The following is a 16,880-nucleotide window of genomic DNA, read 5'->3' on the forward strand; positions in this document are numbered from 1 at the left end:
GAAAGGCGGGGGCGAGGCCATAGGGTGGGGAGCGTCCGTACCCGTCACCGAGGAGTCAACAGCCGTGCCGGACCCTTCCGCTGTCTTCGGCCGCGAGGCGTCGTCGCGTCCCTCGCGCGCCTCCCTGCGTACCGCCGTCGTCTGGGACGTCCTCAAAGACGCCCTGGACCGCCGGGTCGAGGCCACCGGGAAGGACAGCCTCGACGTCCTCGACACGGGCGGCGGCTCCGGGAACTTCGCGGTGCCGGTGGCCCGCCTCGGCCACCGGGTCACCGTCGTCGACCCCAGCCCCAACGCGCTCTTCGCGCTGGAGCGCCGGGCCGCCGAGGCCGGTGTCGCCGACCTCGTCACCGGCGTCCAGGGAGACATCCGCGGCCTCTTCGACGTGGTCGGCCGCGAGGAGTACGACACCGTCCTCTGCCACGGCGTCCTGGAGTACGTCGACGACCCCGCCGAAGGCGTGCGGAACGCGGCCGCCGCGCTCCGCCCCGCCGGCAGCCTCAGCCTGCTCGCCGCCGGGGTCGGCGGCGCCGTCCTGGCCCGCGCCCTCGCCGGCCACTTCACCGAGGCCCGCCACGCGCTCGACGACCCCGCGGGCCGCTGGGGCGCCGGCGACCCCGTGCCCCGCCGCTTCACCGCCGAGCAGCTCACCGAGCTCGCCGACGGCGCCGGACTCCAGGTCGGCTCCGTCCACGGCGTCCGGGTCTTCGCCGACCTGGTCCCCGGCGTCCTCGTCGACACCGAGCCCGGGGCCGCCGAGGCCCTGCTGAAGCTGGAGGCGGCCGCGGCCGAGCTGTCCTCCTTCCACGCCATCGCCACGCAGCTGCACGTTCTCGGCGAGAAGCGGGCCTGATCAGGAGGGTCACCCGTTCGGCGGTGCGGGCCACGGTGCGCCATGGAGTACGCCACAGCCCGCCCCATGACGGGCTCCGCCCCGTATGATCGGGGGACACCATCCGGCATGACGGACAAGGGGCTGGGGAATCAACGCCTCAGCAACCGATCCGCATGGCGGCCCGGATTGGCTATTCGGCATTGAGGGCGGGTTTCACGGGGGCGATTCCCTGCCTATCCTGAAAGGGCCGCAAACCGGTCGCCCCCGCGACCGACGACTAGGAGGACTCCGTGCCGCTCTCGGAGCACGAGCAGCGAATGCTCGAGCAGATGGAGCGAGCGCTGTACGCCGAAGATCCCAAGTTCGCGACAGCGCTCGAGGGAAGCGGACTGCGTACGTACACCCGGCGACGGGTTTACCAGGCAGTCGCCGGCTTCCTGGTGGGTATCGCGCTCCTCATGGCCGGAATGGTCGCACAGCAGATCTGGATCAGCGTGGTGGGTTTCCTCGTCATGCTGGGCTGCGCGGTCCTGGCGGTCACCGGATGGCGCAAGGCGCCGAAGCCGGGTGAGCAGCAGGCCAGGGGCGGGATGGCGGCAGGTGGCCGTCAGACCCGGCAGCGACGCTCCATGATGAACCGGATCGAAGAGCGGTGGCAGCGCCGCCGTGACGAGCAGCAGGGCGGCGGCCACTGACGGCCCCGGAGCGGTAGCCCCGCGCCCCCGAAACCGACCGAGCCCCGCAGAGCCCGCGCCACCGGCGCGCCCTCTGCGGGGCTCGTTCGCGTCACCCGTGAGGACCCGAGCCTGAGTGGGCGGTGCCCCCGGCCCCTGTGTGGGCAATCGTCCCGCTGGGGCGGGACGGGTGGGCACACGGGACGGCGCCTCTAGCGGCGCCTCCGCGTTCCGAGTCTGGACCCGCACCACCAGTGCCGGTGCACACGGGTGCGGGTCCAGGCTCGGGAGCCTCTGGCGCCGGCAAGCGCGCCGTCCGTTGTGCCCACCCGTTCCGCCCTGGGGGCACCTCCCGGACGAAGTCTGGGGGAGGAACGATTGCCCACAACGGGCCGGGCGCTCAGCTCGCTTCGCGAGGGGTCCGGCGGAGGCGGGTCGCCAGGGCGGCCCGACGCTCCGACCAGCGCCCCGTCGTCGACGCCCAGCGGGACGAGGCCGCCCAGCGGACGCGTACGGCCGAGCGGGGAGCCAGGAGCGCACGGAGCCGCGTGCGGCGGTCGGCACCCGCGTGGAACCCCGCGCGGACCCGCCCCGCCTCCTCGGCCAGGCCCGGAACAGGCCGCGGCCGGGGCGCGTACAGGACCTCCTCGACGGCTCCCGCCACCCTGTGCACCGCCTCGGCGGACTCGCCGCGCAGCTCACCCAGCCGGACGATCCGCTCCGCCGACTTCCTCGGCGTCAGGGAGTCGTCCGGCTCGACCCCGTGGTCCCAGGCCGTGTCGTTGATCTCCTGCCAGACCGCGAGCGTCCGCGCCGCCGTCTCCTCCGGGCCGCGGGCGCCGGCCGGGCCGAGCCGTCCGGCCCGTACCCGGGTCCGCCAGAGCAGGGGGAGGAAGGGGAGGGCGAGGAGGAGCAGGGCCGCCAGGGTCAGCAGGAGCACCGTCGTCACGTCCGGGCCCGAGCCGTCCGAGGACGCTCCGGCCACCGCCGCGTCGGGGCCGCAGTCGCCGAGCCTCCGCATCTGCGGGGTGCAGCTCTCCGAGGCGGTCGGCGCGGCGGACGGCTGCGCCGAGGCGCTCTGCTGCGGCTGCGCCGGTCCGGTGGCCGAGCCCGAGGGCGTGGTCTCCCGGGTGTACGAGGGGGTGGAGCCCCGCGAGGGGGTCGGCTCGAACCGCGTCCACCCGGCGCCCTCGAAGTACACCTCGGGCCAGGCGTGTGCGTCCCGGATGCCGACGGAGACCGATCCGTCGGTCTGGGTCGTGCCCGGCATGAAGCCCACGGCCACCCGGGCCGGGATGCCGAGCGAGCGGGCCATCGCCGCCATGGAGAAGGAGAAGTGGACGCAGAAGCCCTCCTTGTCCTTCAGGAACCGGGAGATCGCCTGCACCCCGGTGCCGGATACGACGTCGACGTCGTAGCGGAAGCCGCCGTCCCGGGCGAACCAGTCCTGGAGCTTCACCGCCCGCTCGTAGTCGTTGCGCGCGCCCTTGGTGACCCTCAGGGCCGTCGCCTTCACGTCCTCCGGCAGCGTCGTCGGCACCTTGGTGTACTCGCGGCGCAGCTTCTCCGGGGCGGGCCCGGCGCCGGCCAGCTGCCCGGCCGTGGGCTGCACGTCCAGGCTGGAGACCTGGTAGCGGGCGCCCTTGGTGGTCTGCTTGTCGTCGCCGACGAGCATCCGGCCGGCGGGCTCGTACCGCCAGCGTCCGTCGATGTCGACCCGGCCGGCCGGGTACGGCATGGGGAGCCACTTCTGCTCGTACGCCTCGGAGGCGACGAAGTTGCTGGTCACCTCGGTGATCCGGACGCTCTGGGAGAGGCCGTCCGGCCAGGGCAGCTGCTTGGGCACGTCCTCGATCGGGCGGACCGAGGACTTCCAGGAGGTGCCGTCGAACTGGTCGAGCGCGACGAGCCGCAGGTACAGGTTGCCGGTGTCGCGGGCGTTCGTCCGGTAGCGCAGGACCTCCCGGTCCTCCGGCTGGCGCAGATTGTTCTGGAGCGAGACCAGCGGGTTCACGGCGGAGATCGTCCCGCCCTTGCCGGCGCCCGCGCCCGTCTCGCCGTTGCCGCCGAAGAGGCCGCCGGAGAAGCCGGGCAGCGCGAGCGGCACCACCAGCGCGAGTCCCATGGCGGCGATGCCGATCCGGCGGCCGGTGCGGGCCGGGGCGAAGGCGGGGCCGCCGCCGGCGACGGTGGAGCCGGGCCGGCCGGAGCGCTGGGCGCCGCCGAAGACCCGTCCCCACTGGGAGAGCCGGTCACGGCCCTCGGCGAGGAGCAGCAGCAGATAGCCGGAGGCCGCGAGGAGGAACCAGAGCCAGCCCGCGCCGCCGCCGGAGAGACCGGCGGCCACCGAGTACAGGGCGAGCAGCGGCAGGCCGGCCGGGGCGGCCTTGCGGAAGGTGACCGCGAGGGCGTCCACCAGGAGCCCGATCGCGACGACGCCGCCGACCAGCATGAGCCGGATGCCCTCGGTGTCGGGCGCGGGGATCGCGTACCGGCCGACGTCCTCGGCGCCCGCCTGGAACAGCTCGACGGCGTGCGTGACCGCCTGCGGACCCGGGACGAGCCAGAGGAAGGCCTGCTCGCGGGCGAAGCACAGGGTCAGCGCGAGGAGCGCCGTGAGGGCTTGCGCGAGCAGGGTCAGCGGCCGGGCCAGCGGCACCCGCCGGGTCAGCGCGCCCACCCCGCTCACCAGGGCGAGGACGAAGGCCGCCGTGAAGATCCAGGTCGCCGGCTTCACCAGGGGGAGCAGTGCCCCGGCCGCCATCAGGGTGGCGCCCCAGGAAGCGAGCGTCAGCCGTGTGCGGCCGCTCATGACCATCCTCCGTAGGTGTCGGCCGCGGCGGTCTCCGGACGGAGGCCGGCCGCCTGCTGCCACAGGTCGGCGAGTCGGGCCCCGGGCGGTACGGCCAGCGCCGTCCAGCCCGCCTCCCGCAGTTGCCGCACCCGGTCCTCGACCGCTCCGGCGACCGCGCCGCCGGTGAGCCAGGTGCCGGAGTCCAGGACGAAGGCGACGGCCGCCCCGGACCGTCCGCGCATCCGGGCGGTGAGGGCCGCCTGCTCCTCGTCGAGGTCGCCGAGGAAGGCGATGAGCAGCCCGTCGCCGCCGCCGCGCAGCACGTCGGAGGCGCGGGAGAGCCCGGCTCCCTCGGAGTGGTCGACGACCGCGAGCGTGTCCATCATCAGACCGGCCGCCTCGGCCGAGTCCTGCGCCGAGCCGGCGAAGCCCTCGGCCCCCTCGCCGGGGATCGCGCTGCCGGTGTCGGTGAGCAGCCGGACCGCGTAGCCGCGCTCCAGCATGTGGACGAGCGCGGAGGCGGTGCCGGAGACCGCCCATTCGAAGGCGGAGTCGGGGCCCGCGCCCTGGAAGGCGATCCGGCGGGTGTCGAGGAGGACGGTGCAGCGGGCCCGCTGGGGCAGCTCCTCGCGGCGGACCATCAGCTCGCCGTAGCGGGCGGTGGAGCGCCAGTGGACCCGGCGCAGGTCGTCGCCGTGGCGGTAGGTGCGCGGGATGACGTCGTCGTCGCCGGCGAGCGCGAGGGAGCGCGACTGCCCGTCCCCGTACCCCGAGGCCTCGCCGAAGAGCTTCACCGGCGGGAGGGCCTCGGTCCGGGGCACGACGGTGAGGGTGTCGTACGCGCTGAAGGAGCGGGTCAGCTCGCACATCCCGAAGGGGTCGTTGAGCCGCAGCTGGAGCGGGCCCAGCGGGAAGCGGCCGCGCAGGTCGGAGCGGACCCGGTAGGACACCTCGCGCCGCCCGCCCGCCTCGACCCGGTCGAGGACGAAGCGGGGGCGGGGTCCCAGCATGTACGGCACGTGGTCCTGGAGCATCAGGAGGCCGGTGGGGAGCTTGGAGACGTTCTCCATCCGCAGCTGGACCCGTGCCTCGGTGCTGGTCTCCACCCGCTGGGGGGTGAGCCGGCGGGAGGCGGCGACCCGGTAGCGGGTGCGGTGCAGCACGAGCACGCAGATCAGCGGGAGGGCGGCGAGCAGCAGCCCGACGCGCAGCAGATCGGCCTGGCCGAGGACGTACGCGCAGGCGGCGGCGGCCACCCCGGCGGCGAGGAAGGAGCGGCCGCGGGTGGTGAGACCGCCGAGGGCGGCGCGCAGTCCGCCCCGGTCGTCCTCGTCGCCCCGCTGGCCGTCCGGCACGGCGGCGCCACTCATCACAGCCGCCGGGCGCCGGGCTGCTGCTGGCCGTAGAGCGGTCCGGCGGGCGGGGCCGCGGCCGGGACGGGGGTGCGCTGCAGGATGTCCTGGACGACCTGCTCGGCGGTGCGGCGGTTCAGCTGCGCCTGCGCCGTCGGCAGCAGCCGGTGGGCGAGGACGGGCGCGGCGAGGGCCTGGAGGTCGTCGGGCAGGACGTACTCGCGGCCGCTGAGCGCCGCGGAGGCCTTGGCGGCCCGCAGCAGGTGGAGCGTGGCCCGGGGGGAGGCGCCGAGCCGCAGGTCGGGGTGGGTGCGGGTGGCGGCGACGATGTCGACCGCGTACCGGCGCACGGCATCGGCGACGTGCACCCCGCGCACCGCGTCGATCAGCTTGAGGATGTCGTGGGCGTGGGCGACCGGCTGAAGGTCGTCCAGCGGGGAGACCGAGCCGTGCACGTCGAGCATCTGGAGCTCGGCCTCGGCGCTCGGGTAGCCGATGGAGACGCGGGCCATGAACCGGTCGCGCTGGGCCTCGGGCAGCGGGTAGGTGCCCTCCATCTCGACCGGGTTCTGGGTGGCGACGACCATGAACGGGCTGGGCAGCTCGTACGTCTGGCCGTCGACCGTGACCTGGCGCTCCTCCATGGACTCCAGGAGCGCGGACTGGGTCTTCGGCGAGGCGCGGTTGATCTCGTCGCCGATCACGATCTGGGCGAAGATCGCGCCCGGCTTGAACTCGAAGTCCCGGCGCTGCTGGTCGAAGATCGACACGCCGGTGACGTCCGAGGGCAGCAGGTCGGGGGTGAACTGGATCCGGCGCACCGAGCAGTCGATGGACCGGGCCAGTGTCTTGGCCAGCATGGTCTTGCCGACGCCGGGGACATCCTCGATGAGGAGGTGCCCCTCGGCGAGCAGCACGGTCAGCGAAAGCCGTACGACCTCGGGCTTGCCCTCGATCACACTCTCCACCGATCTGCGGACGCGCTCCACAGTGGTGGTCAGATCAGCGAGGCTCGCTCGATCGTCATAGGTCGTCACCCCGGCCCTCCTCGGCCTTTCGGAACTGTCGTCCGGGCATTCTTGTTGCCGTGGCGGGGCCGTGTCACTTGCATGCGGACAAGTGCGGGGGAAATGCCTGGGTTTGACGGGTTACGCCGGGTCGATCTCGCGCAGCAGACCCGTCGTGACGTCGAAGACGAAGCCCCGGACGTCGTCGGAGTGCAGCAGGAAGGGGGAGGTCCGCACCCGCTGCATCGACTGCCGGACGTCCTGGTCGACGTCGCGGAAGGCCTCGACCGCCCAGGCCGGGCGCTGGCCGACCTCGTCCTCCAGCTCGTGCCGGAAGTCCTCGGTCAGGGACTCGAGGCCGCAGTTCGTGTGGTGCACGAGCATCACGCTGCGGGTGCCGAGGGCACGCTGGCTGATGGTGAGCGACCGGATCACGTCGTCGGTGACCACGCCGCCCGCGTTGCGGATGGTGTGGCAGTCGCCGAGTTCGAGGCCGAGGGCCGCGTGTAGGTCCAGGCGGGCGTCCATGCAGGCGACGACGGCGACGCGCAGCACGGGCCGCGCGTCCATCCCCGGGTCGGCGAAATCGGCGGCATAGCGTGCGTTGGCCTCGACGAGACGGTCGGTGACCGTGGCGCCGGTGCGTATGGCGTCGGCAGAGGGGTGCGCGGAGGTCGACATGGTTCCGACGGTAATGGTCACGTCCCCTTCCGGCCCGCTGTGAGGAGGGACAAAGAACATCAATGAGTCTTGTTGTGAGCTAAACCACAGATGACGCTCTCCGGGTCACGCGGCACGCCAGTCGGTTGATTGACCGGCGGGTCCCGTGGACTAAAGTGACGCGGAGTTCACGGAGACAACGAGCGATTTCCCGCGGTTTCTCCCCCGTGTGTGCGGCGGTACCTCCGGCTCGGCCTCATCCCGCGGTACGTGCCTCCGCGCCGGATCTGAGAGGGCGCATTGAGCAACGACCGACACGTCCCGGTGATGCTCCAGCGGTGCCTGGACATGTTGGCCCCCGCACTGCAGCGCCCCGGCGCGGTCGTCGTCGACTGCACCCTGGGCCTCGGCGGCCACAGCGAGGCCCTGCTCGAGCGGTTCCCCGAGGCGCGGCTCGTCGCCCTCGACCGGGACAAGGAGGCCCTCCGGCTCTCCGGCGAGCGGCTCGCCCCGTTCGGGGAGCGGGCCACCCTCGTCCACGCCGTGTACGACGAGCTGCCCGAGGTCCTCGACCGGCTCGGCATCCCCGAGGTGGACGGCGTCCTCTTCGACCTGGGCGTCTCCTCCATGCAGCTGGACGAGGCCGACCGCGGCTTCGCCTACGCCCAGGACGCCCCGCTCGACATGCGCATGGACCAGACGACCGGCATCAGCGCGGCCGAGGTCCTCAACACCTACCCCCCGGGCGAGCTGGTCCGGATCCTGCGCGCGTACGGCGAGGAGAAGCAGGCCAAGCGGATCGTCTCCGCGATCGTGCGCGAGCGCGACAAGGAGCCCTTCACCAACAGCGCCCGGCTCGTCGAGCTCATCCGCGACGCCCTGCCGCAGGCCGCCAAGCGCACCGGCGGCAACCCGGCCAAGCGCACCTTCCAGGCCCTGCGCATCGAGGTCAACCGCGAGCTCGACAGCGTCGAGAAGGCCATCCCGGCGGCCGTGAAGGCCCTCGCCGTCGGCGGCCGGGTCGTCGTCCTCTCGTACCAGTCCCTGGAGGACCGGATCGTCAAGGGCGTCTTCGCGGCCGGCGCGGCGACCACCGCCCCGCCCGGTCTTCCCGTCGTCCCCGAGAAGTACCAGCCCCGGCTGAAGCTGCTCACCCGGGGCGCCGAGCTGCCCACGGAGGAGGAGGTCGCCGAGAACCGGCGCGCCGCCCCCGCCCGGCTCCGCGGTGTCGAGCGCATCCGGAAAGACGTCCGGTGAGCACGGCGAAGGGGCCCCTCAAAGGGCGGGCCGCGCGGCTCGGACGGCTCATGCCGTCGGGGCCCAGCTCGGCCGCCCGCACCCCCTTCGTCCTGCTCGTCTTCGTGCTGCTCGGCGGCGGGCTGATCACGCTGCTCCTGCTGAACTCGGCCCTCAACCAGGGGTCCTTCCAGCTGAACGAGCTCAAGGACAGGACCACCGAGCTCACCGACGAGGAGCAGGCCCTCCAGCGGGACGTCGACGACTACGCGGCCCCCGACGCCCTGGAGCGGCGGGCCCGTGAGCTGGGCATGGTCCCGGGCGGCAGCCCCGCATTCCTCGGCCCGGACGGCAAGGTGCTCGGCGAACCCTCGGTCGCGGTGGCGCCGCCCCCGCCCCCGAAGCCCAGGCCGAAGCCCACCCCGAAGCCACCGCCGCCGTCCGCCACCACACCCGCCACCCGCACCAGCGTGCTCGACAGTCCGGCCGGCCGGGGCGGAGCACCGGCGAACACCGGCACGAGTCCCACCAGCACCTTCCCCACCGGCGGGGGGCCCACCGGTCCGGGCCTCGCCGGCATCGACCAGGAACGGACAGCGCCGGGACCAGACGTCCTGGACTTCACACAGACCTCCGGCAGGTGACCGAGCAGTGCCCCCCAAGGAGCCCCCGCGCCGCAGCGTCCCCGGACCCGCCCGGCCCGCACGCCCCCGGCCCGCCTCCGCCGGAGCCCGCACGCCCGGTGCCCGCACGGCCCGCCCCGCCCCGCGCCCGGCCGCGAGGCGGACCGCGCCCCGGCCCCCTGCCCGGCAGCCCCGCACCATCCGGCTCGGCAGCCCCCGGCCCCGGCTGCGCCTGATCTCCCTCGGCCTGACCCTGGTCATGCTGGTCTTCGTGGTCCGGCTGCTCCAGGTCCAGGCCGTCGATGCCGGCGCGTACGCCGCCAAGGCCGACAAGTACCGCTTCCAGGAGTACACGCTCTCCGCCGAGCGGGGCGAGATCACCGACCGCAACGGCATCGCGCTCGCCGCCAGCGTCGACGCGTACGACATCACCGCCGACCCCAAGCTCTTCACCCGCGAGGAGTCGAAGATCGCCGACGCCCCCGAGCAGGCGGCCGCGCTCCTCGCCCCGATCCTCGGCAAGGAGCCCGCCGAGCTCGCGAAGAAGCTCCGCACCCCCAAGTCCCGCTACACCCTGCTCGCCCGCAAGCAGACCCCGCAGGTCTGGAACCAGATCAGGGACCTCAAGAAGGTCTACGGGCAGAAGGCGCAGGCCGTCGGCGGCAACGGGACCAACCTCCTCGGCGGCATCCTCAGCGAGCCCAGCACCAAGCGCGTGTACCCGAACGGCGAGCTCGCCGCCGGGATACTGGGATACGTCAACGCCGAGGGCCGCGGTGCCGGCGGCGTGGAGTCCATGCTCGACGCGGAGCTGGCCGGCAAGGACGGCAAGATCCGTTTCACCCAGTCCGGCGGCCGCCAGGTGCCCACCGCGGGCTCCCAGGGCACCCCCGCCGTCCCCGGCTCCGACATCGAGCTGACCATCGACCGGGACATCCAGTGGGCCGCCCAGCAGGCCATCACCGAGCAGGTGAAGAAGTCCAAGGCCGACCGCGGCTACGTCGTCGTGCAGAACACGAGGACCGGCGAGGTCCTCGCCATGGCCAACGCCCCCGGCTTCGACCCCAACGACCTCTCCGCCGCCAACGCCGCCGCCATGGGCAACGCCGCCCTCCAGGACGCCTACGAGCCCGGCTCCACCAGCAAGGTCATGTCCATGGCCGCCGTCCTGGAGGAGGGCAAGGCGGCCCCCGACACCCACGTCACCGTCCCGAACCGGCTCCACCGCGGCGACCGGCTCTTCCAGGACGACATCGACCACATCACCTGGTACCTGACCCTCAACGGCGTCCTCGCCAAGTCCAGCAACATCGGCACGATCCTCGCCACCGGGCAGCTCGGCGCCACCCAGGCCGAGGCCAACCGGGTCCTCCACTCCTACCTGCGCAAGTTCGGCATCGGCAGCCCGACCGGCCTGAACTTCCCGGGGGAGACGCCCGGCATCCTCGCCAAGCCCCAGGACTGGTCCACCTCGCAGCAGTACACGATCCCCTTCGGCCAGGGCCTCTCCGTCAGCGCCATGCAGGCCGCCTCCGTGTACTCGACCATCGCCAACGGAGGCGTACGGATCGAGCCGACCCTCGTGCGCGGCACCAAGGGGCCCGACGGGCGCTTCGCCGCGACCCCCGCGCCCCAGGAGTCCCGGGTGATCAGCGAGAAGACCGCCAAGACCCTCGCGCGGATGCTGGAGTCCGTCGTCAAGGACCGGGAGGGCACCGGCAACAAGGCCGCCATCCCCGGCTACCGGGTCGCCGGCAAGACCGGCACCGCCAACCGCGTCGACCCCGAGCTCGGCCGGTACAAGGGCTACACCGCCTCCTTCGCCGGCTTCGCCCCCGCCGACGACCCGCAGATCACCGTCTACTGCGCCATCCAGAACCCCACCAAGGGCAGCTACTTCGGCGGCCAGATCTGCGGACCCATCTACAAGAAGGTCATGGAGTTCGCGCTCAAGACCCTCCACGTCGCCCCCACCGGGAGCGACCCCGCCCGACTGCCGGTCACCTTCGAACCCACCCCGTGACACTCCGGGAGCACCAGTGACAACGATCACCCCCCATTCCGGGAACCGGAAATCGAACTCCGGCGAGGCCCCGGGCTCTTTTGGCCCCGCACAGGGTGCGCCCGGTACGCTCACCGCCGTGCCACACGCTGATCAGTACCGAAACGCCCCACCCCGGCCGGAACAGGCCCGCCCGACACCCCTGGGCGACCTGGCCGCGCAGCTCGGAGCCGACGCCCCCGGGACCGCCGAGATCTCGGGCATCACGCACGACTCGCGGGCCGTGCGCCCCGGTGACCTGTACGCGGCCCTGCCCGGCGCCCGCACCCACGGCGCCGACTTCGTCGCCCAGGCCGCCGGACTCGGCGCCGCCGCGATCCTCACCGACCCGGCGGGCGCCGAGCGCGCCGCCGCGACCGGCCTCCCGGTCCTCGTCGTGGAGAACCCGCGCGGCCGGATGGGCGAACTCGCCGCCGCGATCTACGGGCGCCCCGGCGAGGACCTCCTCCAGATCGGCATCACCGGCACCTCCGGCAAGACCACGACGGCGTACCTCGTGGAGGGGGGCCTGCGCGGCTCCGGGCGCCGGACCGGCCTCGTCGGCACCGTGGAGATGCGGATCGGCGACGAGCGGATCAAGTCCGAGCGGACCACCCCCGAGGCCACCGACCTCCAGGCGCTCTTCGCCGTCATGCGCGAGCGGGGCGTCGAGGCCGTCGCCATGGAGGTCTCCAGCCACGCCCTCGTGCTCGGCCGGGTCGACGGCTGCGTCTTCGACGTCGCCGTCTTCAACAACCTCAGCCCGGAGCACATGGAGTTCCACTCCGACATGGAGGACTACTTCCGGGCCAAGGCCGGGCTCTTCACGCCCGAGCGCAGCCGCCTGGGCGTGGTGAACCTCGACGACGCGTACGGCCGCAGGCTCGCCGCGGAGGCGACCGTCCCGGTCGTCACCTTCTCCGCCGAAGGCCGCGCCGAGGCCGACTGGCGCGCCGAGGACCTCGTCCTCGGCTCCCACGACTCGACGTTCACCGCCGTCGGCCCCGAGGGCGAGCGGATCCCCGCCACCGCCCCGCTGCCCGGCCCGTTCAACGTCGCGAACACCCTCGCCGCGATCGCCACCCTCGCCGCCGCCGGCCTGGACCCGAAGGCCGCCGCCGAGGGCGTCGCCGCCGTCCCCGGCGTCCCGGGCCGCCTGGAGCGGGTCGACGCCGGCCAGCCGTACCTCGCGGTCGTCGACTACGCGCACAAGACGGACGCCGTCGAATCGGTCCTGCGCTCCCTGCGCGAGGTCACGGAGGGCCGGCTGCACGTCGTCATCGGCTGCGGCGGCGACCGGGACACCACCAAGCGCGGCCCGATGGGCGCCGCCGCCGCGCGGCTCGCCGACACCGCCGTGCTGACCTCCGACAACCCCCGCTCCGAGGACCCCCTGGTGATCCTCAGCGCGATGCTCGCCGGCGCCGCCGCGGTGCCGGCGGGGGAGCGGGGCGACGTCCTGGTCGAACCCGACCGGGCCGCCGCGATCGCCGCCGCCGTCTCCCGCGCGCGGCCCGGCGACACCGTCCTGGTCGCCGGCAAGGGCCACGAGCAGGGCCAGGAGATCGCCGGGGTCGTACGCCCCTTCGACGACCGTGAGGTCCTGCGCGCGGCGATCCTCGAACAGAACGCCCCGACCGCCCCGGCGGACGCAGGCGCCGAAGCCAGCCACGAGAACAGTCAGGGATGAAGCAGTGATCGCCCTCTCCCTCGCCGAGATCGCCGAAATCGTCGGCGGGCAGGCGCACGACATACCGGATCCGGCCGCCCGGGTCACCGGGCCCGTCGTCATCGACTCCCGCGAGGTGCGGGCCGGCAGCCTCTTCGCGGCCTTCGCCGGTGAGCACGTCGACGGCCACGACTACGCGGAGCGCGCCGTCGCGGCGGGAGCGGTGGCCGTGCTCGCCGCCCGCCCCGTCGGCGTCCCCGCCCTCGTCGTGGACGACGTCCAGAGCGCGCTGGGGGCCCTCGCCCGCGCGGTCGTGGAACGGCTCGGCACCGACGTCGTCGCCCTCACCGGATCGGCCGGCAAGACCTCCACCAAGGACCTGATCGCCCAGGTCCTCGACAAGCACGCGCCCACCGTGTGGACGCCCGGCTCGCTCAACAACGAGATCGGCCTGCCGCTCACGGCGCTCCGCGCGAGCGACGAGACCCGGCACCTGGTCCTGGAGATGGGCGCCCGCGGCATCGGGCACATCCGCTACCTCACCGGCCTCACCCCGCCCCGTATCGGCCTCGTCCTCAACGTGGGCACCGCCCACATCGGCGAGTTCGGCGGCCGGGAGCAGATCGCCCAGGCGAAGGGCGAGCTCGTCGAGGCCCTGCCGTCCGCCGAGGAGGGCGGAATCGCGGTCCTCAACGCCGACGACCCGCTCGTCCGCGCGATGGCGAGCCGCACCAAGGCCCGCGTGACCCTGTTCGGCGAAGCGGACGAAGCGGCCGTACGGGCCGAGAACGTCCACCTCACAGAGAACGGACAGCCTTCTTTCCGTCTTCACACACCCACCGGGTGCAGTGACGTGACCTTGCGCCTGTACGGTGAGCACCACGTGTCGAACGCGCTCGCAGCGGCCGCCGTCGCGCACGAGCTGGGCATGCCTGTCGAAGAGATCGCCACCGCGCTCTCCGAGGCGGGCACCCTGTCGCGCTGGCGCATGGAGGTCACCGAGCGTCCGGACGGCGTGACGATCGTCAACGACGCCTACAACGCGAACCCCGAGTCCATGCGAGCCGCCCTGCGCGCGCTCGCGGCCATGGGCAGGGCCGCACAGGCCCGAGGGGCTCGTACGTGGGCGGTGCTCGGCAAGATGGCCGAGCTCGGTGACGCATCGCTCGTCGAGCACGACGCGGTCGGACGGCTCGCCGTCCGGCTCAACGTCAGCAAGCTCGTGGCGGTCGGGGACAGGGAAGCGTCCTGGCTGCAACTGGGCGCATATAACGAGGGTTCGTGGGGTGAGGAGTCGGTGCACGTGTCCGACGCGCAGGCGGCTGTCGACCTGTTGCGCAGTGAGCTGCGCCCGGGGGATGTCGTCCTTGTGAAGGCTTCCAGGTCGGTCGGTCTCGAAAAGGTCGCGCTGGCGCTCCTCGACACCGAGGGCGAGGTCACCGGCCGATGAGGCAGATCCTCTTCGCGGGGGCCATCGGGCTCTTCCTGACCCTGATCGGCACGCCGCTGCTGATCAAGCTCCTTGCCCGCAAGGGGTACGGGCAGTTCATCCGGGACGACGGCCCGCGCGGTCACGCCGGGAAGAAGGGCACGCCCACCATGGGCGGCATCTCCTTCATCCTGGCCACGCTCATCGCGTACGCGCTGGCCAAGGTCATCACCGGTGAGGACCCGACGTACTCGGGCGTCCTGGTGCTGTTCCTCATGGCCGGCATGGGCCTGGTGGGCTTCCTCGACGACTACATCAAGATCGTCAAGCAGCGCTCGCTCGGCCTGCGGGCCAAGGCGAAGATGGCCGGCCAGCTGATCGTCGGCATCGCCTTCGCCGTGCTCTCGCTGCAGTTCGCGGACCTGCGGGGGCTCACCCCCGCCTCCACGAAGCTCTCCTTCATCACGGACTTCGGCTGGGCGATCGGCCCGGTGCTCTTCGTGGTCTGGGCGCTCTTCATGATCCTGGCCATGTCCAACGGCGTGAACCTGACGGACGGTCTGGACGGTCTGGCCACCGGCGCCTCGGTGATGGTCTTCGGCGCCTACACCTTCATCGGGCTCTGGCAGTTCCAGGAGTCCTGTGCCAACGCGGTGACGCTGACCAACCCCAACGCCTGTTTCGAGGTCCGCGATCCGCTCGACCTCGCGGTCGTCGCCTCCGCGCTGATGGGCGCCTGTTTCGGCTTCCTCTGGTGGAACACCTCGCCCGCCAAGATCTTCATGGGTGACACCGGCTCGCTCGCCCTCGGCGGCGCCCTCGCCGGTCTCGCCATCTGCTCCCGTACGGAGCTCCTGCTGGCCCTGCTCGGCGGCCTGTTCGTGCTGATCACGATGTCCGTGGTCATCCAGGTCGGCTCGTTCAAGATGACCGGCAAGCGCGTCTTCCGGATGGCCCCCCTCCAGCACCACTTCGAACTCAAGGGGTGGTCCGAGGTCCTGGTCGTCGTCCGGTTCTGGATCATCCAGGGCATGTGCGTGATCGTGGGCCTGGGCCTCTTCTACGCGGGATGGGCATCGGAAAAGTGACAGAACAGCTCGACTGGAACGGCAAGAAGGTCACCGTCGCGGGACTCGGGGTCTCCGGCATCCCGGCCGCCCGCGCCCTGCACGCCCGCGGCGCGCTCGTGACCGTCGTCAACGACGGCGACGACGAGCGTTCCCGGGCGCAGGCCGCCGAGCTGGAGGCGGAGGGCATCACCGTCCGCCTCGGCGACGGGGCGACGCTGCCGACCGGCACCGAGCTGATCGTCACCACCCCCGGCTGGCGGCCCGACAAGCCCCTCTTCGCGGCCGCCGCCGAGGCGGGCGTGGAGGTCTGGGGCGACGTCGAGCTGGCCTGGCGGCTGCGCGGGCCCGGGGCGGCCCCGTGGCTCGCGGTCACCGGCACCAACGGCAAGACCACGACCGTGCGGATGCTCGCCTCGATCCTGGAGGCGGCCGGTCTGCGGACCGCCGCCGTCGGGAACATCGGCGTCTCGCTCCTCGACGCCGTCCTCGGCGAGGAGGAGTACGACGTGCTCGCCGTCGAGCTCTCCAGCTACCAGCTGCACTGGGCGCCGTCCGTCCGCGCCCACTCGGCCGCCGTGCTCAACCTGGCGCCCGACCACCTCGACTGGCACGGCTCCATGGAGGCGTACGCCGCCGACAAGGGCCGCATCTACGAGGGCAACCAGGTCGCCTGCGTCTACAACGTGGCCGACAAGGTGACCGAGGACCTGGTGCGCGAGGCCGACGTCGAGGAGGGCTGCCGCGCCATCGGCTTCACCCTCGGCACCCCCGGCCCCTCCCAGCTCGGCGTCGTCGAGGGCATCCTCGTCGACCGGGCCTTCGTCGAGAACCGGCAGAAGAACGCCCAGGAGCTGGCCGAGGTCGCCGACGTCCAGCCCCCGGCCCCGCACAACATCGCCAACGCCCTCGCCGCCGCCGCCCTCGCGCGGGCCTTCGGCGTCGAGGCGAAGGCCGTACGGGACGGCCTCAAGGCCTTCCGGCCCGACCCGCACCGCATCGAACTGGTCGAGGAGGTCCAGGGGGTCACGTACGTCGACGACTCCAAGGCCACCAACACCCACGCCGCGGAAGCCTCGTTGGCCGCCTACGACCCGATCGTCTGGATCGCCGGCGGCCTCGCCAAGGGCGCGACCTTCGACGAGCTCGTCCAGCGGTCGGCGAAGCACCTGCGCGGAGCCGTCCTGATCGGCGCCGACCGCGCCCTGATCCGCGAAGCCCTGGCGCGACACGCCCCGGAGGTCCCGGTGGTGGACCTCGACCGGACCGACACTGGGGCGATGTCCGAGGCGGTCCGCGAGGCGGCCCGGCTCGCCCGCCCGGGGGACACGGTCCTGCTCGCCCCGGCCTGCGCCTCGATGGACATGTTCACCAACTACAACAAGCGGGGCGAGGCCTTCGCGGACGCCGTCCGCGCCCTCGCCGCCACCGGGGACGCCTGACCCGACCAGCGGGAGGGTCCGGCCGGACCGGGCACGACTGGAGGGGACAGC

Annotated in this window: 13 protein-coding genes; 9 read left to right on the top strand and 4 right to left on the bottom strand. The window is 73.0% G+C overall.

The features are described 5' to 3' along the window. Nucleotides 1–64: 64 nt before the first annotated feature. Nucleotides 65–853, top strand: a complete 789-nt coding sequence (locus tag IE237_RS14125) for a class I SAM-dependent methyltransferase (RefSeq protein WP_189802253.1) — start codon at nt 65–67, stop codon at nt 851–853. Between the two features lie 272 nt (nt 854–1,125). Further along, nucleotides 1,126–1,530, top strand: a complete 405-nt coding sequence (locus IE237_RS14130) for an SCO2097 family morphological protein (RefSeq protein WP_189802254.1) — start codon at nt 1,126–1,128, stop codon at nt 1,528–1,530. A 379-nt stretch (nt 1,531–1,909) separates the two neighbouring features. On the opposite strand, the gene IE237_RS14135 is transcribed toward IE237_RS14130, so the two are convergent. The 4 genes from IE237_RS14135 to IE237_RS14150 form a co-directional block, all read right to left on the bottom strand. Continuing rightward, nucleotides 1,910–4,321 carry a transglutaminase TgpA family protein gene (locus tag IE237_RS14135; RefSeq protein ID WP_189802255.1) on the bottom strand — a complete coding sequence of 804 codons (2,412 nt, stop codon included), beginning with the start codon at nt 4,319–4,321 and terminating at the stop codon, nt 1,910–1,912. Beyond that, nucleotides 4,318–5,673: a DUF58 domain-containing protein gene (locus tag IE237_RS14140; RefSeq protein ID WP_189802256.1), complete on the bottom strand. Its 1,356-nt coding sequence runs from the start codon at nt 5,671–5,673 to the stop codon at nt 4,318–4,320. Before IE237_RS14140 ends, IE237_RS14135 begins: the two co-directional genes overlap by 4 nt. Next, nucleotides 5,673–6,692, bottom strand: a complete 1,020-nt coding sequence (locus IE237_RS14145) for an AAA family ATPase (RefSeq protein WP_189802257.1) — start codon at nt 6,690–6,692, stop codon at nt 5,673–5,675. The genes IE237_RS14140 and IE237_RS14145 overlap by 1 nt, the downstream gene beginning before the upstream one ends. Before the next feature lie 111 nt (nt 6,693–6,803). Next, complete coding sequence (locus IE237_RS14150; protein ID WP_189802258.1) at nt 6,804–7,343, bottom strand: beta-class carbonic anhydrase; 540 nt, start codon at nt 7,341–7,343, stop codon at nt 6,804–6,806. A 279-nt stretch (nt 7,344–7,622) separates the two neighbouring features. Between IE237_RS14150 and rsmH the strand changes: the two genes are divergently transcribed. Genes rsmH through murD form a run of 7 tightly spaced genes read left to right on the top strand, consistent with a single transcriptional unit; the run spans nt 7,623 to nt 16,829 of the window. Beyond that, nucleotides 7,623–8,579 carry a 16S rRNA (cytosine(1402)-N(4))-methyltransferase RsmH gene (rsmH, locus tag IE237_RS14155; protein WP_189802259.1) on the top strand — a complete coding sequence of 319 codons (957 nt, stop codon included), beginning with the start codon at nt 7,623–7,625 and terminating at the stop codon, nt 8,577–8,579. Then, nucleotides 8,576–9,202: a cell division protein FtsL gene (gene ftsL / locus IE237_RS14160; RefSeq protein WP_189802260.1), complete on the top strand. Its 627-nt coding sequence runs from the start codon at nt 8,576–8,578 to the stop codon at nt 9,200–9,202. The genes rsmH and ftsL overlap by 4 nt, the downstream gene beginning before the upstream one ends. A gap of 7 nt (nt 9,203–9,209) precedes the next feature. Beyond that, nucleotides 9,210–11,204, top strand: coding sequence for a peptidoglycan D,D-transpeptidase FtsI family protein (locus tag IE237_RS14165; RefSeq protein WP_189802261.1), 1,995 nt, complete (start codon nt 9,210–9,212; stop codon nt 11,202–11,204). Nucleotides 11,205–11,220: 16 nt separating this feature from the next. Beyond that, entirely contained in the window at nt 11,221–12,912 is a 1,692-nt protein-coding gene (locus tag IE237_RS14170) for a UDP-N-acetylmuramoyl-L-alanyl-D-glutamate--2,6-diaminopimelate ligase (protein ID WP_189802262.1), read from the top strand. A 4-nt stretch (nt 12,913–12,916) separates the two neighbouring features. Continuing rightward, on the top strand, nt 12,917–14,341 hold the full coding sequence (locus IE237_RS14175; RefSeq protein ID WP_189802263.1) for a UDP-N-acetylmuramoyl-tripeptide--D-alanyl-D-alanine ligase: 1,425 nt from the start codon (nt 12,917–12,919) through the stop codon (nt 14,339–14,341). Beyond that, nucleotides 14,338–15,408 (top strand): phospho-N-acetylmuramoyl-pentapeptide-transferase, encoded by a 1,071-nt coding sequence (gene mraY, locus IE237_RS14180; RefSeq protein WP_189802264.1) that lies wholly within the window; start codon nt 14,338–14,340, stop codon nt 15,406–15,408. The genes IE237_RS14175 and mraY overlap by 4 nt, the downstream gene beginning before the upstream one ends. Next, complete coding sequence (gene murD, locus IE237_RS14185; RefSeq protein ID WP_189802265.1) at nt 15,390–16,829, top strand: UDP-N-acetylmuramoyl-L-alanine--D-glutamate ligase; 1,440 nt, start codon at nt 15,390–15,392, stop codon at nt 16,827–16,829. The genes mraY and murD overlap by 19 nt, the downstream gene beginning before the upstream one ends. Nucleotides 16,830–16,880: the final 51 nt, after the last annotated feature.

The sequence above is a fragment of the Streptomyces tanashiensis genome, from assembly GCF_014648895.1.
GTDB classification, from domain to species: Bacteria; Actinomycetota; Actinomycetes; order Streptomycetales; family Streptomycetaceae; genus Streptomyces; species Streptomyces tanashiensis.

Bases quoted from the DNA above. Each gene is read 5' to 3' on its own strand.
- IE237_RS14135 (WP_189802255.1), bottom strand. From the start codon at position 4,321: ATGAGCGGCCGCACACGGCTGACGCTCGCTTCCTGGGGCGCCACCCTG.
- murD (WP_189802265.1), top strand. From the start codon at position 15,390: ATGGGCATCGGAAAAGTGACAGAACAGCTCGACTGGAACGGCAAGAAG.
- mraY (WP_189802264.1), top strand. From the start codon at position 14,338: ATGAGGCAGATCCTCTTCGCGGGGGCCATCGGGCTCTTCCTGACCCTG.
- IE237_RS14150 (WP_189802258.1), bottom strand. From the start codon at position 7,343: ATGTCGACCTCCGCGCACCCCTCTGCCGACGCCATACGCACCGGCGCC.
- IE237_RS14140 (WP_189802256.1), bottom strand. From the start codon at position 5,673: ATGAGTGGCGCCGCCGTGCCGGACGGCCAGCGGGGCGACGAGGACGAC.